25 protein-coding genes are annotated in these 25,699 nt (G+C 57.8%); 8 read left to right on the plus strand and 17 right to left on the minus strand.

The genetic code is table 11. The features are described 5' to 3' along the window. Positions 1–277 precede the first annotated feature (277 nt). From LF252_RS07680 to LF252_RS07690, 3 genes are all read left to right on the plus strand, one after another. On the plus strand, positions 278–1,285 hold the full coding sequence (locus LF252_RS07680) for a potassium channel family protein (protein WP_226268996.1): 1,008 nt from the start codon (positions 278–280) through the stop codon (positions 1,283–1,285). A 13-nt stretch (positions 1,286–1,298) separates the two neighbouring features. Then, positions 1,299–1,559 carry a hypothetical protein gene (locus tag LF252_RS07685; protein ID WP_226268997.1) on the plus strand — a complete coding sequence of 87 codons (261 nt, stop codon included), beginning with the start codon at positions 1,299–1,301 and terminating at the stop codon, positions 1,557–1,559. Positions 1,560–2,259: 700 nt separating this feature from the next. Then, positions 2,260–2,634: a hypothetical protein gene (locus tag LF252_RS07690; protein ID WP_226268998.1), complete on the plus strand. Its 375-nt coding sequence runs from the start codon at positions 2,260–2,262 to the stop codon at positions 2,632–2,634. On the opposite strand, the gene LF252_RS07695 is transcribed toward LF252_RS07690, so the two are convergent. Further along, complete coding sequence (locus tag LF252_RS07695) at positions 2,631–3,065, minus strand: very short patch repair endonuclease (protein WP_226268999.1); 435 nt, start codon at positions 3,063–3,065, stop codon at positions 2,631–2,633. The two genes, LF252_RS07690 and LF252_RS07695, sit on opposite strands and share 4 nt — an antisense overlap. 66 nt (positions 3,066–3,131) lie before the next feature. Here LF252_RS07695 and LF252_RS07700 point away from each other — a divergent pair, with 66 nt between their 5' ends. Genes LF252_RS07700 through LF252_RS07710 form a run of 3 tightly spaced genes read left to right on the plus strand, consistent with a single transcriptional unit; the run spans position 3,132 to position 6,940 of the window. Continuing rightward, a complete protein-coding gene (locus LF252_RS07700) occupies positions 3,132–4,637 on the plus strand; it encodes an ATP-binding protein (protein ID WP_226269000.1) in 1,506 nt (501 codons plus the stop codon). 1 nt (position 4,638) lies between these two features. Then, entirely contained in the window at positions 4,639–5,652 is a 1,014-nt protein-coding gene (locus tag LF252_RS07705) for an O-methyltransferase (RefSeq protein WP_226269001.1), read from the plus strand. Positions 5,653–5,656: 4 nt separating this feature from the next. Next, positions 5,657–6,940, plus strand: a complete 1,284-nt coding sequence (locus LF252_RS07710; protein WP_226269002.1) for a DNA cytosine methyltransferase — start codon at positions 5,657–5,659, stop codon at positions 6,938–6,940. A gap of 26 nt (positions 6,941–6,966) precedes the next feature. On the opposite strand, the gene LF252_RS07715 is transcribed toward LF252_RS07710, so the two are convergent. After that, positions 6,967–8,265: a Y-family DNA polymerase gene (locus LF252_RS07715; protein WP_226269003.1), complete on the minus strand. Its 1,299-nt coding sequence runs from the start codon at positions 8,263–8,265 to the stop codon at positions 6,967–6,969. Then, a complete protein-coding gene (locus LF252_RS07720; RefSeq protein ID WP_226269004.1) occupies positions 8,265–8,690 on the minus strand; it encodes a LexA family protein in 426 nt (141 codons plus the stop codon). Before LF252_RS07720 ends, LF252_RS07715 begins: the two co-directional genes overlap by 1 nt. A gap of 216 nt (positions 8,691–8,906) precedes the next feature. Between LF252_RS07720 and LF252_RS07725 the strand changes: the two genes are divergently transcribed. Further along, the gene (locus tag LF252_RS07725; RefSeq protein WP_226269005.1) at positions 8,907–10,241 is read left to right on the plus strand and encodes a phage integrase SAM-like domain-containing protein; all 1,335 of its coding nucleotides are present in this window, start codon (positions 8,907–8,909) and stop codon (positions 10,239–10,241) included. A 700-nt stretch (positions 10,242–10,941) separates the two neighbouring features. Continuing rightward, complete coding sequence (locus LF252_RS07730) at positions 10,942–11,754, plus strand: hypothetical protein (protein WP_226269006.1); 813 nt, start codon at positions 10,942–10,944, stop codon at positions 11,752–11,754. Here the strand turns inward: LF252_RS07730 and LF252_RS07735 are convergent. The 14 genes from LF252_RS07735 to LF252_RS07800 form a co-directional block, all read right to left on the minus strand. Further along, positions 11,744–12,349, minus strand: a complete 606-nt coding sequence (locus LF252_RS07735; protein ID WP_226269007.1) for a recombinase family protein — start codon at positions 12,347–12,349, stop codon at positions 11,744–11,746. The genes LF252_RS07730 and LF252_RS07735 overlap by 11 nt on opposite strands. Then, a complete protein-coding gene (locus LF252_RS07740; RefSeq protein ID WP_226269008.1) occupies positions 12,346–13,083 on the minus strand; it encodes a hypothetical protein in 738 nt (245 codons plus the stop codon). The genes LF252_RS07735 and LF252_RS07740 overlap by 4 nt, the downstream gene beginning before the upstream one ends. A 156-nt stretch (positions 13,084–13,239) precedes the next feature. Continuing rightward, on the minus strand, positions 13,240–16,827 hold the full coding sequence (locus tag LF252_RS07745; RefSeq protein WP_226269009.1) for a phage tail tape measure protein: 3,588 nt from the start codon (positions 16,825–16,827) through the stop codon (positions 13,240–13,242). 10 nt (positions 16,828–16,837) lie between these two features. Next, on the minus strand, positions 16,838–17,287 hold the full coding sequence (locus LF252_RS07750) for a hypothetical protein (RefSeq protein ID WP_226269010.1): 450 nt from the start codon (positions 17,285–17,287) through the stop codon (positions 16,838–16,840). Further along, positions 17,284–18,759 (minus strand): hypothetical protein, encoded by a 1,476-nt coding sequence (locus LF252_RS07755; RefSeq protein WP_226269011.1) that lies wholly within the window; start codon positions 18,757–18,759, stop codon positions 17,284–17,286. The genes LF252_RS07750 and LF252_RS07755 overlap by 4 nt, the downstream gene beginning before the upstream one ends. Further along, entirely contained in the window at positions 18,756–20,885 is a 2,130-nt protein-coding gene (locus LF252_RS07760; protein ID WP_226269012.1) for a SprB repeat-containing protein, read from the minus strand. Before LF252_RS07760 ends, LF252_RS07755 begins: the two co-directional genes overlap by 4 nt. Position 20,886: 1 nt before the next feature. Further along, positions 20,887–21,429, minus strand: coding sequence for a hypothetical protein (locus LF252_RS07765; RefSeq protein ID WP_226269013.1), 543 nt, complete (start codon positions 21,427–21,429; stop codon positions 20,887–20,889). Next, positions 21,429–22,232 carry a hypothetical protein gene (locus LF252_RS07770; RefSeq protein WP_226269014.1) on the minus strand — a complete coding sequence of 268 codons (804 nt, stop codon included), beginning with the start codon at positions 22,230–22,232 and terminating at the stop codon, positions 21,429–21,431. Before LF252_RS07770 ends, LF252_RS07765 begins: the two co-directional genes overlap by 1 nt. Before the next feature lie 192 nt (positions 22,233–22,424). Then, entirely contained in the window at positions 22,425–22,658 is a 234-nt protein-coding gene (locus LF252_RS07775) for a hypothetical protein (protein WP_226269015.1), read from the minus strand. Between the two features lies 1 nt (position 22,659). Next, entirely contained in the window at positions 22,660–23,643 is a 984-nt protein-coding gene (locus LF252_RS07780; protein ID WP_226269016.1) for an amidoligase family protein, read from the minus strand. A 196-nt stretch (positions 23,644–23,839) separates the two neighbouring features. Beyond that, complete coding sequence (locus tag LF252_RS07785; RefSeq protein ID WP_226269017.1) at positions 23,840–23,989, minus strand: hypothetical protein; 150 nt, start codon at positions 23,987–23,989, stop codon at positions 23,840–23,842. Between the two features lie 233 nt (positions 23,990–24,222). Then, the gene (locus LF252_RS07790; RefSeq protein WP_226269018.1) at positions 24,223–24,531 is read right to left on the minus strand and encodes a hypothetical protein; all 309 of its coding nucleotides are present in this window, start codon (positions 24,529–24,531) and stop codon (positions 24,223–24,225) included. A gap of 203 nt (positions 24,532–24,734) precedes the next feature. Then, positions 24,735–25,139 carry a hypothetical protein gene (locus LF252_RS07795; protein WP_226269019.1) on the minus strand — a complete coding sequence of 135 codons (405 nt, stop codon included), beginning with the start codon at positions 25,137–25,139 and terminating at the stop codon, positions 24,735–24,737. After that, positions 25,136–25,696 carry a glycoside hydrolase family 19 protein gene (locus LF252_RS07800; RefSeq protein WP_226269020.1) on the minus strand — a complete coding sequence of 187 codons (561 nt, stop codon included), beginning with the start codon at positions 25,694–25,696 and terminating at the stop codon, positions 25,136–25,138. Before LF252_RS07800 ends, LF252_RS07795 begins: the two co-directional genes overlap by 4 nt. Positions 25,697–25,699: the final 3 nt, after the last annotated feature.

Raw genomic sequence — 25,699 nt, forward strand, 5'->3', positions numbered from 1 at the left:
ACTGATGCGACTGCTGAAAAGAGTCCTAATTGGGCTAGCGGTCCTGCTTGGGCTGCTGCTTCTTCTCAACCAATTCATTCCTGATGTTGATTCCAGCGCTGATATCGACAGAGAAATGGGCAAGATGTAAGTGTCCACGGTAAGAAATACTGCTCCGCGGCCAGGTACAGAATAAGGAACTGATTATTTAACTGCTGCGCGGGCAGCAGAAGTAATTGTATATGAGGCTGCTACTATAAGTTTTCGTATACGCTACAACAATGCACAGTGAATTAATATGGAGCCAAGTGTTAAAACCGAGCCAAGACAGAAGTTAGTTACATTCATCGGGGATTATTTAGACCGAACTTCCTATAAGGTCATTGCATTTATCATAGCCGGCATTATCCTATCCAGCGCCTTTCTATTTTGGGTCTTAGGTGCTGCCAAATTAGCTAGTCAAGCAGATCCTGTATGTTTTCTAGATGCGCTGTACTTCAGCGTTATCACTTTTACCTCCCTAGGCTATGGTGACATAGCACCCATTGGTGCAGGAAAAATAATTGCTGCGCTAGAAGTGCTTAGTGGCCTTGTGTTTATTGCTGTTCTAGTAGGGAAGTTAGCGTCTGAACGGCAAGCAGCACTTCTATTACTCGTCTACACAAGTGAGCAGCAGCACCGCTTATCTGCCTTCTCAAAAGGCATCCAGGCTTATGATATCAAGCTTAATAAGGATGCAAACAATTATGAGCATGAAAAACTAAATAAACATTCCAAAGCGCTTTATAAGTATATAACAGGTCTACAACTCTACCTCGAATTTCAATCAAATGAGGGCCGTCTTGCCTCATTTGGCAATACATCTACACTTACTAAGCTTTATAAGCGTTTTCTCTCCTTATATATAACTACGCTTGACATCCTTTTCACTGCTGGTATAGAGCCGAAGACGTACCGGAAGTTGGAGCGCATACTCAATCGTATGTCAAGAATTAGTTCGGGAATGAAGAAATTTCATAGTGCCGACGAACACGCAACTGCGTTGTTTAATGAACTCGAAAATCAGAGATTACGACTCGTCAAATGGAATAATCTTAGAGCCCAGAATAAGGAAGCTAGTATGTTCTTTGATCGCCCCAACCCAACAAAACGGTTGGTCAAAAAGGTAGAGGCATTGAACCCAATATTTCCCTGGGACAGAGATTTAGACAAATTTATAGCATCGGAACTCCGCATTCCCAGGAGGCTTGCAGGTAGATGTCTTGATATTATTAGGAAGAAAAATAACTACCAGTACCCAGAATAGACTATTATTTACAATGCCCACCTCCCACTCCCTCTTCGACGCCCTACCCTTTGAGCAGCAACTGGCGCTGGTCTGGGAGGAGGGCCGCTTCTTGGCCCGCCGCTGGGAGGAAGAGGACGGCGTGAGCTTGTACCTGATGGACGGGGGCTTTTTCTGCGAGGTGTACCTAGAGCTGGAGCACTACACCGTACTGCGGCTGGAGAGCTTCGCTGATAGCTCCGAGCGGCTGCAGGATTACGCGGCGTATGTGCGGCTGGGAGATTTGCTGGCTTGAGGCACAATGCGTTCTATGCGGCATCAAAACCGCTCGTTCAGGTGCAACTGTCCATTAATGTAGTAAGTCACAATGTGGCCGCTGAAGCGACTCTTGGACAGTCGCTCCGCCTCCTCATGCGCATGCTGCTCCGACGTGGCCAGCACTGTCAGAGACTCCTCAAGGCGCGGTAGTGGCTGAGCGCGAAACTCCGCGGGCAGCGTTGGATTATCCTCTCCTACAATCTGCACCTGATAAATATGGTAGCCAGATGGTAGATCCTGCAACTCCTGCGCTTTTCTATTCCCACACCTCTTACATTGTAACTCAAGCGTCACATGCTTGCTAACTTCAGTGACTACACGACCTGCTCGGTGCGGAGTGATAGTCTGCTCGCGTGAGCAGGTAATATTGAGCACAAGCTGCTTTGTCATAGTAGTTATCAGGCGTGTATTGTGGTCAAATCTAACACTATTCCCTGTTGCAGCTTTAGGCATAGCATATTCATAGCCCTGCTGCATATTCGCGCAATCTGTTACAGTGGGCGAAAAAAGTGTCATAGGAACGTATATACGCACTTGAAAAAGTTTGTAGCTTGCCGAATAGCAGGGTATAACACCTGCTTACTTACCGACCTCTCCTATTGCATATCCTTGTAAGCCCGTAGCACCCAGCGGGGTGTTATGTAAAACCGTAATTACCTTCCCTTACCCCCAGTGCCATGAATTCCTATATTGCCCGAGTAGTACTCCATCGCACGGATGGCAGCGACGACTATGCGGACTTACACGCCGAGATGCTGAAGATTGGATTTCGGCGTGACATTGAGGATCAAGAGAAGGTCAAGTATCGACTGCCATCAGGCACGTACCACTATGACGTAGCCAGGCCTGTTTCTGGTGTTCAACACAGAAGCATTGACGCGGTCTATAACAGCGTTAAGGCAGCAATTGAAAAGGTGATGGAGGATGAGACACTCTACATCAGACAGGCTAATAGGCCGCCATCCATCCTGATTTCGCAGGCGGATGAGACTACTTGGAGCGGCCTTGCCCCCTTACCCACCCCGAAGATACTGCCTAGGAGAAAGAGCTAGGATATCTCTCCAACTAGCCTATCCAGGGTCTCCTGCCTGATAGCAGCCTTCAGTTCACACTCCCAGACAACTAAGACCTTCCAGCCAGCCTCACGAAGGGCCTGCTGATGACGCTGGTCACGAGCTACGTTTCCCTTGAGCTTCGCTTCCCATTTCTCCGGATTCGTGCGCGGCTTACCTGGGCGAATATTACACTGTTCCCCATGCCAGTGCCAAAAGCAGCCTTGTACAAAGATGACAGTCCGACGACTTGGAAATACTATATCAGGCTTTCCTGGAAGCCTAGGATCATGCAGTCTATAGCGGTAACCTAATCCATGAAGATAGTGTCGCACCAACATTTCCGGCTTTGTGTCCTTGCTGCGAATTTTACCCATCAGGTTACTTCGCTCAATAGGTGTAAGATTCGCAAAGGGGGCGTTCGGCTGCATAGAATAAAAACAAAAAAACGAGACTGCTAATTCCCAACTCAGGCCTAACTAAATTAATATAAGCACATGCCCACTACTGATGCCAACGCAAATACCTTGATAAGGGATGCTGAACAAGACCCGAAGAAAATTGATGGCCGGCCGTTCAAGGATTTCTTCATCAACATGCTAATAAGGGACTTACAACTTCATGATGCTATCGCAGATCTGGTTGACAACTCTGTGGATGCGGCACGCGCACTTGTTGCAGAAGATATCGAAGGCCCCACTACTCCCGAACAAAGACTGAGAAGCTTCAGGCTTGACAATTTGGAAGTCAATATCACAACTGCTCCTGATGAGTTTGTAATTCAAGATAACTGCGGTGGGATGGAAGCATCTGTTGCTCGCAACAGAGCATTCAGGTTTGGTAGAGATCCAGAAGCAGAGCATACGCCTGGATCAGTTGGCCGATTTGGCATCGGGATGAAGCGGGCCTTATTCAAAATTGGCCGTAATATCCATGTTAAGTCGGTTGCCGAGCACTCTGACTTCATTTTAAAGATCAATGTGGATAATTGGGCCAGCCCCGATATGCAAAACGATTGGGGATTTGAATTTTCTACTCTGCGTGAAACCAGTGATAGTGCGCCTATCAACAACCCATTAAACAAGCGCGGATTAAAAATTAAAATAACAGATCTTAATCCAGATGTATCACAAAGATTTGGAGACGATTCAGTATCCAGCGAAAATGGAACAACATTCGAATCTGATTTAGGCAATAGACTCAGCTCGCAGAATTTATTTAATATTAACAGAGGCTTGAAAATAAGCATAAATGGCTCAGAATTAAACACTAAACATATGGATATTAAATCCAGCGATGAGTTTAATGCTGGGCAATTTACTACAACTCAAACAGTGAAAAATGAAAATAATGAAGATGTAGAAGTACAGATTCATTTAATAGTTGGCCTCAGCGATGCAGTATTGGAAGAGGGAGGGTGGTATATCTTCTGTAACGACCGTCTTGTTGTCGGGCCAGAGCAATCCTGGCGGACTGGTTGGACAGGTAAAGGTGGTGATGGTTTCGCCAAATATCATGGCCAGTTTTCTAGATTTAGAGGATATGCATTCTTCACAAGCGTTGATGCTTCGGTTCTGCCTTGGACGACTACCAAAACTGATTTGGATATGGACTCACGCCTGTATCTGGCAGTACGTGCTAAAATGATAGAAATGTCCGATCCTGTCATTACATTTTTAAATCAGCTTAAAGCTGAAAGAGAAGGAGGTGAAGATGTTAACCCTTCTTCAAATTGGGTCATGAATCAGAAGGTTGAAGAAGCTCCATCAGTTAGCCTAGTGCAAATTGTGAGTGCTCCTCAAGACACTCGAGATGGGGATTTCAGTGCCCCAACGCCAACGCCAAGAGCTAAGCCAGCCAAAACCGAGCAATCAATTCAGTATTCAATATCCAAGAGCAAAGCCGATAAGGTGAAACGCAAACTCGGCTTGAGCTCCTATAGAGAAGTAGGTCAAATGACCTTCGACTATTACTATCGTTACGAAATAGAAAAAGTAGGATAGTATGCTTAATCATGAGGCTGTTAATTATCGTCTGCGTCCAGCAAAAGGCGCGGAAAGAAAAATGCTATGCGAAATCATGGCACGATTAAGTGTATTTGGTAGATTAGAAGAATACTTGTATATAGGATTTGGATCTATTTATTTCACCGATTACCTTCTATTCCATAGAATATTAGGAATAAATAATATGCATAGCATTGAGCAAGAAATTACTGATGAGCCGGACGAATTCACAGTTAATCGATATGAATTCAATCGTCCTTATTCGTGCGTCAATATACATTTCGGCACAGCCACAGAGCATCTGCCAAGAATGCCATGGCGTACGGGTAAGGCGATAGTATGGCTTGATTATGTTAAGGGCCTAAAAAATGATTTTATACATGATCTTCGCATAGCTACTCAACGAGCACTACCTGGCTCTTTCTTACTAATCACTGTCAATGTAGAAGCAGAGACCTTACCAGGTGCTACTCCTGAACAACAAGAAGCTTACAGGTATAAACAGTTAACGAAGCGGCTCAATGGCAAGTATATTCCCGCGGGCACTGATAAGAAGGCCTTATCAACCCCTGAATTAGTAGAACTGTATCACGGCATTTTAACTGGCGTAATTAATGAGTCGTTGAATGCACGTAACGGGCTTGCAAAAGAGGAAAACAAAATCGTAGCTCATCAAGTGGTAAATATCCAGTACGCCGATGGCCCGACCATGGTGACATTCGGCTGGATACTTGTAAGCAAAAAGGATACTGAAACCTTTGATAAAGCAGGCTTTAAGGACATTGGCTTCTATCGACCTAGCTTCGAGCCGTTTGTCGTGAGTATTCCAAACCTCACTATCAAGGAGCTAGGCTGGCTGGAATCCATGATCCACTCTGTGCGAATAGATGACGATGATAATGTTACCTATGAGAGCATTATTGGGAAGGCACCAGCTCTTGATGCAGCAGATATTAGGATGTATAGGCAGATTTACCGCTATTTTCCGACCTTCGCAGAAGCAATTTTGTGAGTAAATGTTGGAACTCTCTGTAGTAGATGTCTTTGCTGGCGCGGGCGGGTTCAGCGAGGGCTTTCGCCTCGCTGGATACGAGGTTCGCGCCTGCGTAGAAATAGACAAGTGGGCGGCGCAGACGCTGCGCCGCAACTTTCCCAAGGCAACCATAATTGAGGAGGATATCCGGAAGGTATCTACGCGTGAGAAAGTCCGGGCGCTGGTAGGCCAGCGCCCGGACGTCATCATCGGTGGGCCACCCTGCCAGGGGTTTAGCATGGCTGGCCCGGTAAAGAATCCCAACGACCCTCGCAACTCGCTCTTCAATAACTTCGCCAGCTGGGTGGATGCCCTTCGTCCATCCGTGTTCGTGCTGGAGAACGTGTATGGCCTGCTTTACCGAGCCAATGAGAGTGGTGAGCAGGTTATCGACGTGATTCGCCGGACCTTTCAGGACCTGGAGTATCATGTTACGGTCTGGCAGCTGAACGCCGCGCAGTATGGGGTACCACAGCTCAGGCAGCGCGTATTTATCGTTGGCTCGCTGGCCGCGCCCATCGAGCAGCCCCCGCGCCCCACGCACTACCTACCCGTTGCGGAGGGCCAGCTGCGCTTCGACGCGGATCTGCTACCGCCCGTCACCGTGTGGGACGCCCTATCAGACCTGCCTCAGATCAGTGCCGGGGAGGGAGCTGACGTACTGCCTAGCTACGGCATGCGCGCCAGCACTCCCTACCAGCGGTGGGCGCGACGCGGTAGCCGGAAGGTATATAACCATGAGGCCATGAAGCACACCAAGCGCCTGGTGGAGCGCTTCCGGCTGATCCAGAGCGGCACGGCCCTAGCGGAGATGGAGGAACAGTACCGCGTATTCAGGCGCGGCGCTAGCGGGGAGCTCTCCGCTGCCACGTACAGCTCCAATTACCGACACCTGCGACCTGGGATGGTTTCCTATACCATCCCGGCCTCCTTCTACTCCACCTTCATTCATCCTACCCTTCCCCGTAACCTGACGGCCAGGGAGGCTGCGCGCCTGCAGTCATTTCCTGACACCTATGTCTTCTGTGGCAAGCGCACGCAGGTATCCAGCAAGCTGCTCAAGAGCAAGGGGCGAGAGGATGAGAACTACCTGTCCCAGTATAACCAGGTAGGCAACGCCGTGCCCCCACTCCTATCAATGGCTATTGCCCAGCATGTGCAGGCACACATTGAGCAGGTCATGGGCACGACCTGTGAGGTTGAGATGCCCGCTGTCCAGCCCGAGCTGACCCTGGCGGCCAGCGGGCGGGAGGAAATCGCGGCGTAGGGCAGACAGGCAGGGCCTGTCTGCCCTCACCCCCGAATACACAGAATATCCTCCCACACGGTCGTATAGGCCGGGGTCTGAAACTGACTCTGCCCGACCCAGGGCAGCACGTAGGTACCCTTCTGGGGCAGGGCCGCGGCAAAGCGCACGGCCCCGGCCCCGAAGCGCTGGTTGATCTTATCCAGGTCGGCCATGAGCTGGGTGCGGCGCTCGGCCTGCTCATTGGCCTCAAAGAGCAATAGCTGCTGCTGGCCGGCCGTCTCCAGCCCGTCCAGGACTACCCCCGCTTTCTTGTACACCGTGCCCGGCTCCCAGATGCGCTTCAGGCCCGCCCGGGCGTAGCGCAGCAGCTCCCCCGTGTCGCTGCTGGCCGCCGGCAGCGTGAGCACCGCCGAGCGCGTGTGCGGCGGGGGCTCCAGCCCGAAGCGGTTCTTGCTCAAGAACACGGTGAGCACGCTGGCCGCCGAGTTCTGCCGGCGCAGCTTCTCGGCCGCCCGGCTGGTAAAGTGGGCCACGGCGGCCGAGAGGTCGGCAAACTCCTGCAGGGGCTCGCCGAAGCTGCGGGTGCAGGCCAGGCTCTTGCGCGAGAGGCTCCCGTCCTCGCTCGGCAGCAGGCCCTGGCAGGGCGTGCCCTGCAGCTCGCGCACGAGGCGCGCCCCCACTACCCCGCCCAGCTGCTTGCGCGCCCAGCCCTCACTTTGCGCCGCCAGCTGCGCGGCCGTGCGAATGCCCTGCTCCTGCAGCTTGCGCCCGTACTGAAAGCCAATGCCCCACACGTCCTCCACCGGGGTGCGCTCCAGCGCCCACTGCCGCAGTGCCGCACTGTCCAGGCACAGCACGCCCTGCTGCTCGGGCAGCTTCTTGGCGAGGCGATTGGCCACCTTGGCCAGCGTCTTGGTGGGGGCCATGCCGATGCAGACGGGAATGTGGGTGCGCTTGCTGATTTGCTTGCGCCACTCGGCGGCCAGCTTTACGAGCGTGCCGCAGTAGGGCTCCAGCCCGTGCAGGTCCAGAAAGCACTCGTCGATGGAGTAGATTTCAATCTCCGGCACTACCGAGGCCAGGTAGTGCATCACGCGCCTGCTCATATCCCCGTAGAGGGCGTAGTTGCTGGAGCACACCTGCACCCCGTGGCGCACGAGCACGGGCTTGACCTGAAAATAGGGCTCCCCCATTTTCAGGCCCAGGTCCTTGGCCTCCTGCGAGCGGGAGATGATGCAGCCGTCGTTGTTGGACAAGACCACCACGGGCCGGCCCAGCAGCCGGGGCTGAAAGGCCCGCTCGCAGCTCACGTAAAAGTTGTTGCAGTCAACCAGGCCGTACATCAGCTCACGCGCACGTGGGCCGAGAGCCGGCCGCGCCGGGTTTCGGTGAGCACGTGCGTCACCACGCCCCACACGTCAAACAAATCCGGCTCGTCAATGGGAATCTCCGGGAAGCTGGGATTGTCCGGCACCAGAAACCAATGCTCGCCTTGGCGCTTCACGAGGCGCTTGACGGTAAACTGCCCCTCCACCACGGCAATGACCACGTCATCGGGCCGGGCCTCCAGCCGACAGTCCACGGCCAGCAGCGCCCCGTCGCGGATACCGGACTCGCCGCCCGTCATCGAGTCGCCCATTACCCGCACCAGGTAGCTGGAATCGGGGTTGGGCAAGAGCAGCTGGTTTAGGTCCAGCTTCATGCCCTCGTGGTCCTCGGCGGGCGAGGGAAACCCCGCCGGCACGCAGGAATCAAAGAATGTCAACACGAGCGGGCCCCGCACGACGGGGACAAACAATACTTCACACATGGCCTTCAAATGAGTTGGTTAGGTGCAAGTATACGCCCTGCCAAAATAATTAGTTAATTATCTACTAAAATAATTAGTTATTTACGTATTTCCAGCCTGATGCCCGCCGGCCGTGTTTGGTAGCTTTCGGGCGGGGCTTTCTAGTTTCGAGCCTTTACCTTATCGCGCTTATTTATGGAAGTCACGTACCAGCTGCGCACGGAGCGGTTGTCCAAGAAAAAGGGCACCGCCCCTATTCAGATTACCTTCTGGTGGGATAACCGGCGGCTGCGCCTGAGCTCCGGCGAGTACTGCCGGCCGGCTGACTGGAACGGCAAAACGGGCCGGGTGAAGGATAAGCCCGGCGCGTACGCCGACGCCATCAACCAGGTGCTCAGCCGCTGGAACCAGGCCGGCCAGGAAGCCCACCAGGAAGCGCGGCGCAACTGGCTGCGCCTGGATGAGCAGCAGATGGAGGATGCCCTACGCACGCGCTACCAGCAGCTGCTGGCCGAGGCCCGGGGCCTCACGCCGGCGGAGCTGCCAATACCGGTGCGCCGGCACGTGAGCCTGCTGGAGTACATGGACCAGTGGTGCGACTTTATGGAGAGCGTGGTCTCGGAGAAAACCGGCCGCCGGTTCAGCACCGGCTACCTGCGCCAGCTCCGCCACGTGCGCCAGGAGCTGGACAACTTCAGCCAGCAGCAGAAGTACCCGCTCACCTTCCAGAGCATGAATGCGGATTTCTACGCGAAGTTCCTCACCTACCAGGTAGAGGTGCTGGATAACGGCACCAACACGTTTGCCGGCTACATCAAGCGCATGAAGCAGTTTCTGTACTGGTGCGAAGACCGGGAGCTGCCCACCACGCCCAAGTTTCACGACTGGAAGGCCCGCGAAACCTACGTCGGGGCCGATTTTCTCACCGCCGCCGAGCTGCGCCGCTGGGAGCAGGTCGAGCTGGATACCCCGGCCGTGGCGGCCCGCCTGCTGGAGGCCTTCCCCTTGAGCACGGGCACCCACGGCCGGCGCAAGCTCACCCTGCAGGATCACCTGCAGCGCCTGCAGCACGCCCGCGACAAGTTCCTGCTCTGCGCCTATACCGGCCTGCGCATCTCCGACGCCGACAGGCTCGCCCCCGAGCACATTCAGGGTGACCTGATCAAGCTGGAAGCCGGCAAAACCGGCATTCTCTGCTACATCCCCTTCCTGGACGATGAGGTGCTCAAGCCGGTGCAGCTGGTAGAGCAGTACGCCGGCCAGGGCCTGGCCACGTGCCTGCCCGCCACCTACGACCTGGACGAGTACCTGCCCCACATTGCCCAGCTCGCCGGCATCACGCGCCTGCACGTGACCTCGCGCATCGGCCGCAAAACCTTCGTGACCACGCGCATCTACCAGGGCGTGCCGCGCACCCAGGTGATGCTGGCCACCGGCCACCAGACCGAAAAGAGCTTCCTGCGCTACCTGGGCACCAACGAGAAAGAACTGGTCGAAAGCTACCGACGCGTGGCCAAACTGGCCGCCTGAACTGGTGGCGGATTTGGCGGCGGAACTGGTGGCGGATTTTGCCTGCCAAATACCCCAAAACTGGTGGCGGATTTGGTGGCGGCAAAACGCCTAACGCCGCTTACTGCTGCCTAATACCGAAAACAAAAACGCCCTGCTAGATATCAGCAGGGCGTTTTTATTAGTCAGCAAAAAGCAGGGCACAAAAAAAGCCGTCCCCACCCGGACCAATGATGTTAACCAAAATCGGCCTTATCTCCGCCTAATCGGGGTATACTGCGACTATGTGGCAATTTATGTGGCAAACCGGCCCGCTTATCCCCTAGCCTGTAGGTAAAGTGGTACCAGCGGCCATGTACGCGACGCCAGCGCTGATAAAACCGGGGACGTGGTGCAGACACGTCGGTGGTGGGAGCCGCAACTTGGCTCACGCGCACTTGCTCCTGCGTGGGAGCATCAGCCGGGTGCTCTACGGGTGCGCACTTTCGCTCCTGGTAGAAGTAGTCCACCGGTGCCGGCGTCACTGGAGGCGGTGCCGGCCGGCTACAGGCCGTGGCCAGGATGAAGCAAAGGCTGCCGAAGAGCAGAACAATGTAACTTCTCATAAGCTGAGGGTTTGGTTTGGGTATGTGTGAAATGGACCCAAAACTGCCACCCTCTGCCACGGTCAGAAAGGACACAAATTGTTCTCTAACTTGGAACTCACATTCATCTAGTTCAAATGGAGCAAGCGGACATATTATCCAAAGTGTACTACCTGGTCGGTGCTGTAGGAGGAATAGGCGTTATCCTAATAGGAGCATCTGTATTTATCAGCAGCTTAGTACAGCAGAAGCTGATTTATAGACTTCAGAGTCAAAACAATAGAGAGATTGAAGACATCAAGGCCATAATAGCCCAGAACAACACGTTCATATCCAGTCTAAACTCAAACCACAGTGCTGTATATCAAAAGTTACAGGCTAAAAGATTAGAGGTAGTAGATGAATATTGGAAGTGCATATTAAAGTCCAAGAATAGTATACCAGGCTGTGTATATCTAATGCACCGAGTTCTAAATGACAAAGAGCTTACAGACGTTGAGCAAATTGGGCGATCTAAAAGCTGGGGTCGTGATCTATCGTCCCTTTCAACAATAGAAGTGAACCAAATAATATTTGAAGCAACCAACCCTATCGACTATCAAAAACCATTCATCTCTAGCACCCTTTGGACTCTCAAGTATGCTTACGGGTCTATTATTGGAAGAACGACCTATCAGTTGATTGATGGCTATCAAAAGGGAGAGATAAAACCATGGAAGGAGGACAAACTGATAAATCAGTCTATGTCACTAGTTCTATCAGCAGAAGAAATAAATAGCATAAAGGCTATGCCTTATGGTGGGGTCAACTATATGTTGGAATTACTAGAAAATAAAATGGTGGATGAGATCCAGAGATTTATTTCTAATGATGATTTTATAAAAGATAGTGCTGATCAATTTAAAAGAATAACTCAACTCATAGGTCATAATCCGAATATCAATTCTTAGCAGCCATATACTTATGCACAGTGCCCACTGGCACTCCAGTAGCTATGCTGATTTTACGGACGCTCAGGCCCTCGGACTGCAGCTGCTGGATATGCTCGACCAACTCAGGTGCTAGTGCACGACGGCCGTGGACATACACCTCCCCTTTCTCGGCGGCCTTTTGCTTCTTTCTGGCCAGGCCCGCACTCACATTTTCGCTCAGGCGCTGCGAGTAGTAGCCGGCGGCCCAGGATATCATGGCCTTCATCAGCTCCTTCATCGGGCCGGTGGTATTGAGCAGTGGTTCCGAGTAGCTCCAGAAGCTGACGCCGCACTGCTCCAGCAGCGACGTGTGCTCAAACACCTTCTCGATACCCTCGCGGCTGAAGCGACTTAGGTCCCATACGCGCACTAGGTCGAACTTGCGCTTCTGGGCGTCGCGCATCATTTCCTGGAAAGCCCGGCGGTTGCTCTTGCGGCCGGAGTCTTCGTCGACGTACTCTTTATATACAGTGTCGCCTGCTCGTTCAGCCTCACGTCGTAAAACCATCAGCTGATTTTCGGGATCTTGGTCTTTGTCAGCGGTAGAGACGCGTGCGTAAAGGGCAACTCTCATTTCGATGCAGCATTAGACAAGTCCCACGCCTTCTCGTAGATGTTTGCCTTGTCAGATAGAAACTGATTCTTCATCTGCATCATTAACGTGAAGTTTTTAACAGATTCCTCCTCTAGCACGGTTTCTACTGGTTTTATAACCATGATTGATTCTAAAGGCATGATGCATTCGTTGTGATACTTCCTAACTACGAAAAGTTTATATGCTGCAGGAAAATCATCGCTAAACACCTTATTATAGCATAACGACAATAGCATTGCGGCCTCGAATAGCTTTTCATCCTGTATTGCTAAATTTCTATTAGCCTGTGGAGCAAAATCAGATTTGGTCAGGAATCGGTGCGATTGAACTTGTTCGTCAATCCTGCTTATCCCAGAAGCAATGCTTCTGATATCTGCTAACCGTTGCTTTATTTCCCCCCCTGCACTTTCTATAATCTGCTCTGTCGTCTTTACCACTATTTCGCTTGACGTTCTGCCGATTTCGAGTTGCAAGGCTTCATACTGGGTGGTATTTGCATTCAATTGCTCCTGCAAGGAGAAATACACAATGAGCATTCCGGCTAGGTTTAGTAGTGGCCCGGCTATACCGCCGATAGTATCACCCACGGTGCCGAGCGTAGCGAAGTTTGTTTTCGCGGAAGCAGGTAAATAGAAATAGGCCATTGCCACAGCTCCGATTGCCGCGAGAAATCCAACGAAGAAGGTCAGTAATGCCTTAGTAGTAGTTGTCATAGTATGGTTTAGTTAGTTCTCAAAATTACACCGCTGCCTGCTGTTTCGGGTGTTCAAATTACCTATTAAAAAACGCCCCCGAAAAACGGCGTTTTCGGGGGCGTCAGCATGGTATGAAAAAGTGTTCGAAAAAGAGTTCTAATCTGAACGCTTCGGTTACTTGATTTCAGCTTGCTTCCGGGTGGCCTCCCGTTCCTCCAGTATCCGCTCCAGCAGATGCACGTCCAGGTGCACGCCCAGCTCGCGGGCCCACTGCTCCACGTCCTGCAAGCGTAGGTCCAGGCGGCGCAGCACGTCCACCAGCTGCTGGTCGGCCGAGGCCCCGCTGCCGGCGGCCGGCTCTACGTCGCCCGAGGTGGAGCCACCTTGGCGGAAGCCCGGGCCGCCGAGGCGCTTCTGCTCCAGCCATTGCTCGACCTGCACCACCTGCGGGTCGGCACGCATCCACTCCGGAATCACGTACTCATTCTCGTGCACGACGCCGGCAATCGGGAAACCCTCCGGATCCAGGAGCTTACCGCTGCTGCCCACGCTCAGGCCCGAGCCGGTGGCTCCCCCCTTGCGGAAGCCCAGGCCCAGGATTTTGCTGATACCCACGCCGGCGGCCGCGGTGGAGGCAATGTTGGCTCCGATGGTGTAGGCCGTGCCCAGGGCAATCGTAGCCGGCGGCGCCAGGGCCGAAATCTTGGCCCCAGCCTCGGCGTTGGCCGCATACTGCTTGGGCACGCTCATGCCGATTTCGGCAATGGCCAGCGCCTTCTGCGCCGCCACCCCGGCTTTATAGAGGATAGTCTTTTTGTTGGTCATCTCCAGCAGCGCGTTGAATTCATCGGAATTCAGCAGCCGGCGGGCGGCGGTGAGACCCTTCTCGATTTTATAGTACCCCTCATCCATGCCCTTGCGAGAGGCTAGGAAGTCCGCTTGGTTCCGGAGCTTCTCGGCCTGGAGCTTCTTATACTCGGCCGACTCCTCCCCGCCCTTCTGCTTGACCAGTTCCAGCTCCCGCTCCAGGGCCGCCTGCTTCACGGCGTACACTGCATCCTGAAAGGCCCACTCATCCATAACGCCATTGGCCAGCTTTACCTCCAGCTCCGCTAGGCGCTGTTCTTCGTCAGCCTGGGCCCCGGCGATGCGCTTGTCCAGCTCCTCCTGTTTCTTTTTCTCCGACTCGGCATCGAAGGTAGCCTGCAACTCGCGTAGCTTCAGGTCGCGCGCCAGCAGGATATCCTCCACGCGCTGCGAGTAATCATTCTCCAGCCCGGTGAGTTTATCGACCTGCGCGCTGGCGTCCTGGAAGATTTTCTGCCGCTGCTCCTCGCGCCGCAGCTGCTCATCCGTATAGCCTTTCTGGTCCAGCTGGCTGCGCAGGGCGTCGCGGCCGCTGAATACAACTAACTCGTCTTTTACCAGCCGCTTCAGATCATCCAGGTGCTGCTGGTCGGCTTTGTCCTGGGCGGCTTTGGCTTCCTTGCGTGCCTTCTCACGGGCCGCCTGGGCCTCCTTGGCGGCTTTCTCGCGCTGCTCCTTGGTCGTGCCGTCGCCGCCGGCGCCAGGCCGGGTATCGGGCGCATCGCCCCCATCCTGGCTGGTGGCCGCCGCCTCGGCAGGGCGGGCCGCCCGGGTAGCATCAAACGCTTTCAGGTAGGCGCGGCCGGCGGCGCCCCCGATTTTATTGAACTCATCGACGGCACCGCTGATGTCGCCGGCCAGCACCGCTTTCCACGCCCGACCCACCTGGGTGAACGAGGCCCGGGCCGCGGCCGAGAAACCCTCAAAGAACGCCGGCGAGTCGCGCAGCATGTCAAAGAGCAGCCGCAGCGGGGCAATCATCAGGTAGATGACCGCCCGGGCGTCACTGGAGCTTTTCACCCACTCGATGGTGGACTTGGCCATGGCGGCAAACGCCTCGTAGCCCAGCCGCAGGGGCGTGAGCAGCAGGCGCAGTACGGCCCCGATGCCGCTGGCAATATCCTTGACCAGGCTGCCCTCCTTGCTGACCAGGCCCATGCTCTCGCCCAGCTCCAGCAGCTCCTGCCACACCTCCTGCACTGGCGCGTACAGTTCCTTGAACGTGGCCCCGAGCGAGGCCAGCAGCGTGTAGAGGAAGGTCATCGACTCATTGGTGAGAATATCGATGCTGTTGCCGGTGCCCTCAAACTGCTTGGTCAGCTCGTTCTGGGCCTCCGCCAGGTCGCGCTGCGAGCTGAGCAGGGCCTGCTGCTGGCGCACGTAGGGGTTGGTCTGATCGATGAGCGTTTCCACCCCGCCCCCGATGTTCTTCAGCGACTGCAAATACTCCAGGCCGGCATCTTCGCCCGGACCGCCGAACACGTCGGCAATGACGGTTTGCAGCTGCGAAGCCGGAATCTTGGTGTCGTTCATCTGCGTCGACACCAGTTGCAGGGCCTGCACCGACGAAATGGAGCCGTCATTGATGCCCTTGAACAGCTTCTGAGTAAACTCAGTACCGAAGGCCGCCTCCATGGCGTCGCCGGTGGCCTTGGTCTGCTCCCGGATCCGCAGGCCGAACTCCTTTACCACGTCGGCCCCCTTATCGGAAAACACGCCCGAGGTCTGGGACTTGGTGACAATGCCGATGAATTCAGAGGCCGACACGCCGGCGGCCTTGAACTGGGCGGGGTATTCCTTCACCTGGTCGAGGAACTCGCCGTTCACGTCGGCACCGGCCACAAAGCCCTGCTCCAGCAACTTGAGCGCCTCCTTCTGGGAAATACCCATCTGCTTGCTCAGCGCGTTGCTGGCCACCAGCACTTCGTTGTATTCCTTACCGAAGGTTTGCGAGAGGGCGCGCACGCCCACGGTCAGCTCATCCAGCTCGGTGCCAGTGGCGCCGGTGAGCGAGTTGATATCGGCGCGCATCTTGCCGATTTCCTTCGTGGTGTTAATCACCTCGGCACCCAGCTCCTTAATCATGTCCAGGGCGGCCTCGGCTGTGACGGCCACGCCGGCGAAAGCAAGGGCATCCTTGAAGGTCAGGGCCGGCTCAGCAGCCTCACCCAACTCCTTCTTCACGCCCTCAATCCGCTCTTTCAGTTCTTTGTAGTCCTGAATCAGCTTCGCCCGGCCCGGGTCGTTGGCCGCCACTTCGTCCAGTTGCTTCTCCAACTGGGCAGCAGCTGCCTTCATTTGCCCGAAGGTAGCCTCCACTTTCTGGCCATTCAGGATAACCTGGCGGTTTTCCTGGTTCATGCGCTCGGTGGCCTCGGCGAGTTGCCGCTGCTCTTCGGCCAGTTCCTCGGCCGTTTTCTGGTAGGTACGCATTTCCGTACCAGCAGCCTGGATACGCTGCTGAAGTACCTGGTAGTCGCGCAGCAGGGCGGCCCGGCCCGGGTCGTCGGCCGATACCTCTTCCAGCTGCTTGGCCAGAATGCCGGCGGCATCCTTCATCTCACGCATTGATGCCGACGACTGCTGGCCTGTGCGCACGGTCGCCGCCTGAGACTGGGCCAGCTGCTCGGCCTGCTCCGCCAGCTGCTGCTGCTCAGCCGCCAGCTCCTCGGCCGTTTTCACGACGAGGCGCATTTCGGCGCGGGTTTCCTGGATACGTTGGTTCAGGCGGGCATAATCATCCTGCAACTTGGCCCGGCCGGGGTCATCGGCCGCCATTTTGGACAATTGACTATTGAGCACGCCCAAGCCTGCCGCCATCTCTTTGAGACTGGCGTTGGGCTGCTGCGCGTCGACGACAATCTTAACTTTCCGCTCTTCGGGGGTCTCCGCCATGGGGCTTTACTTATAAGTTAATCTGTACTGTTTCAGAGGGTAGCCCCTCGCTTACCGCCGAAATGAGCAGCGTGCCGTGCAAGTCCGACATCAGCTCGGCCAGGCGCTTGGTCTGGTAGCCAATCTCCCGGGCATACCAATTGCGCTTCTTGCGTTTGTAGCGCTTCAGGCTGCCATTGCTGTTGCGGATGCGGTCGTAGCCATCATCGGGTTTGCGGATGCCAGCACCCATACCCCGGCCCACGCCCATGTCGACAAACTTGCCATACAGGGCATAGGAAAGCTGCAGCTGCAGCCGTCCCTCCGCAGAACTCACCACCTGCTTTTTAAAGCTGGCCATGAGCGTGCCGGTGTCCTCAATGCGCAGCTTGCGCATGTTTTCAATAAAGCGCTCAATAGTGATATCAAGCCACTTTTTCGCTACTTCCAGCTCACTTTGTAGCGCGTCCTGATTGCTCATCGTCTGATGGGTCGGTAGGTGAAGCGGGCCTGCTCCAGCCGGCGGGAGGTGCTCACGCTGAAGGCTACTTTTTCCCACAAATACTTGCGCCCCGCCACCAGCTCCTTGCGCTTCGGATCCAGGCTCAGCAGGTCGGCCACCCGAAACTCCATCGTGCGCTCCTCGCGGCCGGCCCGGTCCAGAAAGTCCAGCCAGGGCTGGTAATTCCGGGCGTACAGGCCCTCCAGGCCGGGCCAGCTCAGCGCCGGCAGCATGCCATCGGGACTGGCGCTGGTGGCCATCGGGTAGGTGCTGCCCTGGTAGGTGCCCACGCCCAGGTCGTAGAGCAGGCGCAGGCCGGCCCGGCTGTCCTCACCCGCCTCGAAAGCCGGCGAGGCGCCCTTGGCCAGCACCGCCGGCACCAGGCGCGTTGAGTTGTCGCTCTTGTCCAGGGCCTCGAGCACGTGCAGCGTGCCGGCCTGGGTGTCGATGGTCGTTTTGCCGTTGCCCACCCGCAGCTGGGCCCAGCTCGTGTCGCGGGTTTTGTTCAGGTCGTCACTCTCCAGCCCCAGCTTGAGCAGAAAGCCGCCCCCCTCGGCCACCGCCAGGCGCCCCGGGCCGCCCCGGCGCTCCACGTAGGCGTCGTCGGCCACCACGTCGCGCAGGCGGGTGATGCGGAGCTCCGGCCGCACGGGGTGAAAGTCGAAGCCCAGGCCGAAATACTTCTGCACGCTGACCAGAAACTCGCCCACGCCCTGGTCGGGCACGTGCGCGCTGAGCGCAAACGTGGCCGGCAGCACCGGCACCGTATCGGTGGGCGCAGCCAGCACTTCGGCCGCCCGGTCAGAGTAGCAGATCAGTTGCTCGGCGTCCTGGAGCCACTCGCCCGACACGCGGTACCCCACCGCCCCCAGCACCCGCCGGAGCAACGGCACAACGCGCGGGAACGGCACAATCGGGAATTGCCAGGTGCCGCCGGCGTTGAGCCGGTAGCTGCCGGCGCGGTAGTCGTTGAGCAGGCCCGCCCCGGCTTTAAACGCGTCGTTCTTGTCATAAAACTGCGGATTATAGACGGTGGGCAGGGCATACAGAGCTGCGTCCGGACGCAGCTCCAGGGCTACGGACCCGAGGTCCAGCTGCCGCAGGGTGCGGCCGTTGATACGAGCCTGCAAATCGGCCGCATCCGCGGCGAAGGTGTACTGCCACGTGCGCTTCTGCTCGTCGCACTCCCGGTAGAGCAGGCTGCCCTGCCGCCAGAGTACCCCGTCGATGTAGAAGCCGCAGGCCTCCGGCTCCACCACCTCGCCCTGGGCGGCGCGCACGTGGGGAAAGTTCAGGGCCCGCAGGTTCTGGGGGCTCCAGGGCAGCGAAAACGAGTACGACGTGGTGCCGGGCACGGCATCGAAGCGAAACAGCGGATTCTGGATTTCCAGGCTGATGGTGGTGCCGGCGGCCAGATCCAGGGCGCCGGCACTTGTGACCAATTCAATCATAGCGCACCGGAATCAGGCCCCACGGCTACGGCTGACTGGCCAGCCAGCAGCGGGGGCAGGTACGGGGTAAACTGCCGCTCAGCGGGCAGTACAAAGTCAATTTCCAGCGTGGGTACCGGCCGGCCGTCGTCGAGCACGTTGACCGTTTTGGTCTTCACGTAGCCGGCCAGCCAGCGCCCCGCGTTCCAGAGCAGCGCCCGGCGGGTCAGCAGCAGCTCCTGCAGGCCCAGCTGCCGGACCCGGCCCAGGTGCACGCCCGAGGCCAGCTTGAGCACCGGCCTGAGTTCTCGCTCCAGCACGGCCGTGTCGCCGGCAAGTGGGTCGTAGTCCAGCGGCAGATTCAACTCTACCTGGTCGCCGGTTACTTCGGCATCGAGCTGGGCTTCCCCTTCGGCCACGAACGTGTTCATGCCCCCCAGCGAGTTGGCGTAGAGCACGTAGCGGCGCAGCGGGGCCTGCCGCTGACTCAAGTAGTAGGTGCGCACCTCGCTCACCACAAACCCGTCGTCGTCGGCCACCCACACCCGCCAGCTGCGGATGCGGGCCCGCTGCTCGGCCGGCAGCCGCTCCAGGCGCAGCTGGGCAAAGCCACAGCCGAAACAGAACACCTCGTACCGCTGCACGCCGCCTTCCACTTCGCCCACGTTCAGCTCCTGGGTGGAGTTGTCGTCGAAGGTTAGCTCCACGACCAGGCGCACGCTGGGCGTAGCTGTCAGAGCCTGGTAGTAGAGAAACTCCGGCTGGTCGGCAAACACCTCCTTTTCCCGGGGCTCCCAGGTCAGGAAAGGACGAACTTGCTGCTGGTAGCTGTTGTGCCAGGTGCGGGCCCGGGCCTCGGTAAAGCTCAGCCCCCCGAGCAACACGTAATGCTGCTCGGCCGAGAGGGCTGCCGCCCGCACCGGCGGGGTGCCGTAGACCTGGGCATAGCGCAGGAAAAACCGCTTAAATAGGCTCTCGGCCCGCTCCGCCACCGGGCCCACGGCCGCTGGCACGTGGTACTGAAGGTAGGGCGAGAGCAGCTCCTGCACCTGAAACGCCGTGCGCCCATCCTTATCGGCCGGCTGCTCCAGCTCCGCGCCCACGGCCGTGAACTGATTGCTCAGGTACTGCTCCTCGACCAGCACCTGGCACACGAAGGTGAGGTTGGGCTTCAACGTCGGGTCCTGGCGGTATAAGGCACCGGCGTCGAGGCGCAGCGGAATGGGGTTGCGTACCAGGTAGCAGTTCAACTTGGAATACTCCACCACCACGTCGGCCGTGCAGCCCTTGGCGTCGGTGATGGTACAGGCGTGGGTGCCCTCGCCCAAATCATCCCGGAAGGCATCGGTGCTGCCATCGTCCCACAAAAACGCAAGTGGTGGAGTGCCACCGGAAGCCTGGAGCGTGACGCCAGCCTCGGTTTTCTGCACCACCACATCGATGCGCGCATTCTGGCCCACCACTACGTCACGGTAGAAGCTGGCCTGGTTGGCGTCGGTCAGGGTGACGCGGTAGGTGCCGGCCGGCAGGTTGCTGCGGCTGAGCGTCGTCACATTATCATCCCACTTAACCGAGAGCGGGGCCTGCCCTCCACTCACGGCCAGCTGCACGGCGGCCGTACTGCTACCGTAGCAGGTGGCCACCGTCACGGTGGGCGTGATGGTCAGGGGCAGCAGCGTCGGGTTGCGGCTGATTTCCCGGAAGCGCGGGTAGTCGTTGCCCGGGCTACCGAAACCAAAGTCCACCAGCGGGCCAAGGTCCAGGGCCGCGTCGTAGTAGCGGGCCGTAATGGTAATCTGGCCCTTGTACATGCCGGTGGAGTCCACCGAGGGGTCATCGACGTAGCCGTCGCCATCGGCGTCCTCGGGCGTGGTGGCCGGTAGCAGCTCGTGCACCATCTGGTACTTGTCGCCCAGGCCCCGGCCGGCCAGTACCTGCTCAATGGCATACCGCAGGCTGTCGGCCGTGGTGAGCAACGGATTCGTCGTGCCGGCCTGGGTAGAAACGGTGTACTCGCCAGGCACGGCAGTGTAGCCGTGGCGGGCCGTGAACGTGTGCGCCTGGCCGGCCAGCGTGAGTTGAATCTGCTGACCGTCGCCGGGGAATACAAACTGGAAAATCAGCCGGGAATACCGTTCGCCTGCCATGCTAGTTAAAAACTGAAGGGTTGTAAGCCAGCGCGGCCGTGGCCGGCGTGGTAAAGTCGAAGTCCCAGCGGGTGCCGTACCAGGTGCCGTCGCCGATGGGGCCAATGGTGTCGCTGGTGATGGATTTCTCATCGATGCGCACTTTCACCTGGCCACTGAGCTGGTGCAGCACGGCCGCTAGGATCTGCTCACCGGTCTGCTCTGTGGCGTCAATGGCCTGCTCGATTTGGTCCTGGTTATTTGAATCGGCAATTTTCTGGAACACGTAGAAGGCCCCGGAGCGGCGGCGCTGCTTGTTGTCACCCCCGTTATCTAGGTACTGCGTGTGGCAGCTTTCCACCACCAGCATCTGGTTGGTTGCGCCAGCCTTATAGTAGCGGCCCAGCTGGGTTCGCGCCATTTCGGCCAGATCCACCTGCTTTTGAAACGGGTCGATGCTCACCACCACGCGGGCAAAGCGCGGCTGCGCGGGCGAGTGCTGGATGAGCTGGTGGCGCGTGGCCAGGTCGCGGAACACCGCAACGTATTGGGAGTGTCGTAGCATTAGCGTTTCTGTTTGCGGGCTTCCTTGGCCCGGTCATTCATTTCAGCCAAAATGGTGCGCAGGTGCTGGCCGGCGGTCTGCTCCAGCGGGCCGAAGGCCCCGCCGGAAAGCAGGCGCAGCACGCGGCCCCAGTCGGCTGACTCCTGCCGGCTGCCGGGCGCTGCCTCGGTGGCCACGTCGAATACTTCCGGAAACTCCTGCACCAGTTGCTGCCGGCAGCCGCGGTACCAGGCCAGGATGCAGAGCCGGTCCACGTCGGGCACCTGGTTCAGATAGCGGGCGTAATAGCCCACGTTGTGCTCGTTGAACCGCTCCCGGGTGTCACCAGTCCACTCCGGGTGGCCCGGGCGAATGCCGGGCCCGCGGCGCATCGGGCGGTACAGTGCGGCCAGGAAGTGGTTAAAGGCCGCGGCTGACTTGCGCTTGGCGTACTGGCAGAAGTAGGTATCGGCGAAGATGAACTCGCCGAAGAGCACGCCTTGCAGGGAGTCGCCCGGGCCCAGCAGGCGCAGCGGCTTCGGTGCCGGCACCCGCAGCTCGGGCACCAGCTGGCGCGTGAGGTAGTGCTCCTCCGTGAAAATAAAGTCGGTGAGCGGGTAGAGCTGCTCCACCTGAAACTTCGGCAGCTCAATGAGCTGCTCCAGGGGCGCGCCACTCACAATGCTGAGCAGTCGCAGCTTGGCGGGCCAGAACTGCTCCGGCCCGTAGAGCACCTCGATGACGCCGGCGAGCTGGCCCCGGGTGAGCTCGTCCCAGGTACTGGCCGGCGAGTACTGCTTACCCCAGATTTCTAGTCGTTCCATGGGGCAAAACTGCCGCCGGCTGCCACGGTGAAAAAGGACACAAAAAAGCCCCTCCGCACGGTGCGGAGGGGCTAGTCGATGGGGAGCATGGGCAGGCCGCCCTGGGCATTTCAGTGCGTAGCCGAGCGGCCAAACTACGCACGCCAAACCATCTGCCTGGCCCGAGGGCCGCTCCCCGCTGTCGGGAGTGGTTTATGCGGGGATAAGGAACCCGAACTGCTTCAGGTCGCTGACGAAGTTAGCAATGGAATCGATACGAATGGTGTCGCCGGTTTGGAACTTGGCGCGTTCGGCCATGCCTTCCATAAAATCTTCGATACCGACGCTGGGTAGCCAAGGCTGGGCGTCTTCACGCAGGGCCTGTACAATGCCCAAATCGGTGGAGGCCTTCAGCTGGCCCCCACCGAGTATGTTGTATGTGGTCATTCTAGCGGGTTTGTAGCGCCGTGCGGCGGCGGGTGTAGTAGGTAGCGATGTCGCGCTGGTTAAAGTTAGCAAAGTCCGTTACGCTGTTGGTGGCGGGTACTTCGTGCTGGCGGCTGTACTCTACGAGGTTGAGCAGGAAGCGTACCCAAAAAATTACTTTGTCGGCGTTGGTGCTGCCGCTATGCTGGCGGAATTCGATGGTACCGTGGCGGAAGAAAGCCTGCAAATTTACCTTGTAGTAGCGGCTGGTGCCGTTGATGGCCGTGGCCAGGGCCTGGGTAGTCGTGGCGGCGCGTATGGCCTCCTCGGTGGCGGTTAGGGTACGTCCGCCCTGGATGCTCCGGCAGTAGGTGTTGTTGTTGGCGCGGCGGCTGCTGGGCATCAGCTGGTCGATGGTCCGCTCCAGGCGCAGGTAGTTGAGGCAAATCCGGCGCAGGTGCTCCAGGGTCAGGTCGCGGGCGTCTATGTGCACGTGCAGGCCGCAGGAGTCGTTTACGTTGGCGTTGGTGGTATTCAGGGCCCGGCAGGCCCGGCGTACATCCTCCAGCCCGTCGCAGCCGTTCAGTACGGGGCTTACCAGTTCGAAGGCGTTCTGGCCGCTTACGCTGGCGTCCGATACGATTTTCCAGTGGGGGCGGGTGGTGTGGTTGTAGCCTTCGCCCTGGGCTTCAATACCCTGGGCCTCCAGCTCGCCGAGCAGGGCGGTGCGGGTCGGGCCGAAGGCTTCGATTTCTACGCCGAAGTTGCGGGCTACGGTGCGGGGCGTGAAGGTTGCCCAGGTAGCGGCGGCGGGGGTTGGTACCGGCGTGGCCAGGGCGGCGGTGGCGCGGGTAGTTACCCAGGCGGCGTACACGTTCTGGGCGAAGCCGTAGCCTACGTTCATCATGGTGGCTACTTCGCGGCGGGTGTGGCCCAGGGCGAAGAGGCACTGCATTTTCCAGGTTTTCGTTACTCCGGTGGTGGCGAGGATTTGGGCGGCGGTCATATTCGTAAGGCGTTGTTTGCGTGTCGTTTAGTATGACAAACAACGCATCACTTGGCCCGACGAGTCAAGTCACAAAACCTTATTTCCAGCTCAAAAACGAAGATTCCATGCACGGTGCAACACACCGATTAGGCGTGTGCAATCGTGCGCGCACGTGGCCAGTGCCGCCGGCGTTACCCAGGCAGAAAGAAGGCGTTTATCGGGCGGGCTGCTCGACAGGATTCCCGTTCCAATCCACCCACTTCACCTTCCGGGCGTTGGCTTCCGCAATGAACTCTGCCACGCTCTGGCGGTGGCTAACGCGTTTGCGCTTGGGGGTGGCGGCAGGGGTTGAAGGCTGGCTCATGACGTGGCGTTTTCGTGTGGTAGTGGGACAAACCACGCATCGTTTTTCGGCCGTTCCAAGTCAAAAAACCACTATTTCAGCACGCTGCTGCAGATTCCAGGCACGGTGCCATGGTGTGACTGGAATGGTGCAATCCGGCACAAAAAAAGCCCCGGGCCGTCGCCCAGGGCTTTCGTGTTGCAGTAGGTGTTGCTCTGTGCCGGGCCACACACCTGTAAACCCGGCAGGCAAACTTACTCCGATTCCAGTTCTTCGATGCGTTTTTCCAGACCGGCCACAACCTGAATCAATCCCTGCTCCAGGTTGCTCAGCGGCGTGAGTGGGTACAGGTCGTAGGCACCCAGGATGGCCAGGCCTTCCCCCACACCTACAAACACCGGGGCAGCCTTGGGCTGGCGAGGCGGCGGCTCTGGGGCCGCCTCCTGCTCGGGAGCTGATGCGTCGCCGGGCTGCCAGCGAAATCCGTCGTCGGTACCGTTGGGGTCCGGATCTGGGGGCCGATTGCCGAAGCCAATCGGGCGCTTGGGTGGGGTTTTAGCCATGGTACAGCAGTCGTGGCAAGCCGGGGTAATCGCTGCGAACACCAGTAAACTCTTCCGAGCACCTTAGCATACGGGTCATGCTCCCGCTCTACACCCCGGCCGTATGACGACGGCCGAAGTGCTCGGATTGTGATTTTACTAGTAGTTCGCGTGGCGAAGGTAGGAAACCAAACTGCCCCGGCAGCACGGCCGGGGCAGTTTATTTATTTGCGCCAGGGCTTCAGCCAGCAGACCAGGCTAATAGCACCCAGAACTACCAAGCCAATCGTCAGCTGCTGGCCGGTAATCCCCTCCTGCACAGTACTGGTGGTTTCCGGGTTACCAACATTCTTCAGCTTCACTTTGCGGGCAGCCGGCGCATTCACGTTGGCCAGGGCCTGGGTCTGGGCGGCCACCCACTTCTCCCGCTGCTTCGGCGTGGCCGCCGGCGGCGGCGGCACCAGGTACGCCGGCAGCTGGGCCTGCGTCTGCAGCTGCTCGGGCGTGGGCGCCGCCACCAGGGGCGGCACCTCCCGAGTGGCCGCGCAGCCGGCGGCCAGGTAGAAGATCAGCAGGATGAAAGCAATCAGGGCCCAATCCCGGAATTTGAGTTCTTTTAGTGCATTCATGACGCCGCCGGTTTAGGAACTACACCACCCGGAATGCCCAGGGCCTTGGCGGCCACCAGGAACCGGTTCATTCGGTCCGCATATCCGTTGGTGCCCCCGTTGATGCGCTTGGTGATGGTATCGAAGAAGTTGCCGTCGGCCAGCTCATTGAGGTTGCGGCTGTTCCAGTACCAGCCGGCCGACATGGCGGCATGCAGGGGCTGCTCCAGCAGCAGCGGGTTGGCAATGAAGTCCACGTTGAACGCCTTGCTCAGGGCGAAGTAGTTGGCCCGGCCGGTAATCTGAATCAGACCGCGGCCGCGGAACTTCACCCCGTCCCCTTTGTAGACGTTGCCCAGATCTTTGCGGCCCTCGTAGGCCGCGCCGGAGGCATATTCGCGCACGGCATCCAGGCCGCAGGACTCGTGGCCAATCTGGGCCAGGAAGTGGGCCACGCGCAGGGGCGTGTCAATTTTAAACACCGCCAAGGTGGTGTTGATGGCGCCGAGGAACTTGTCGGCCTCGGCGGCGGTGGTGCCCACCAGGGCAGCCATCAGCAGTTGTTTGGTCAGCTGCATACA

The sequence above is a fragment of the Hymenobacter pini genome, assembly GCF_020421205.1.
Classification (GTDB): Bacteria; Bacteroidota; Bacteroidia; order Cytophagales; family Hymenobacteraceae; genus Hymenobacter; species Hymenobacter pini.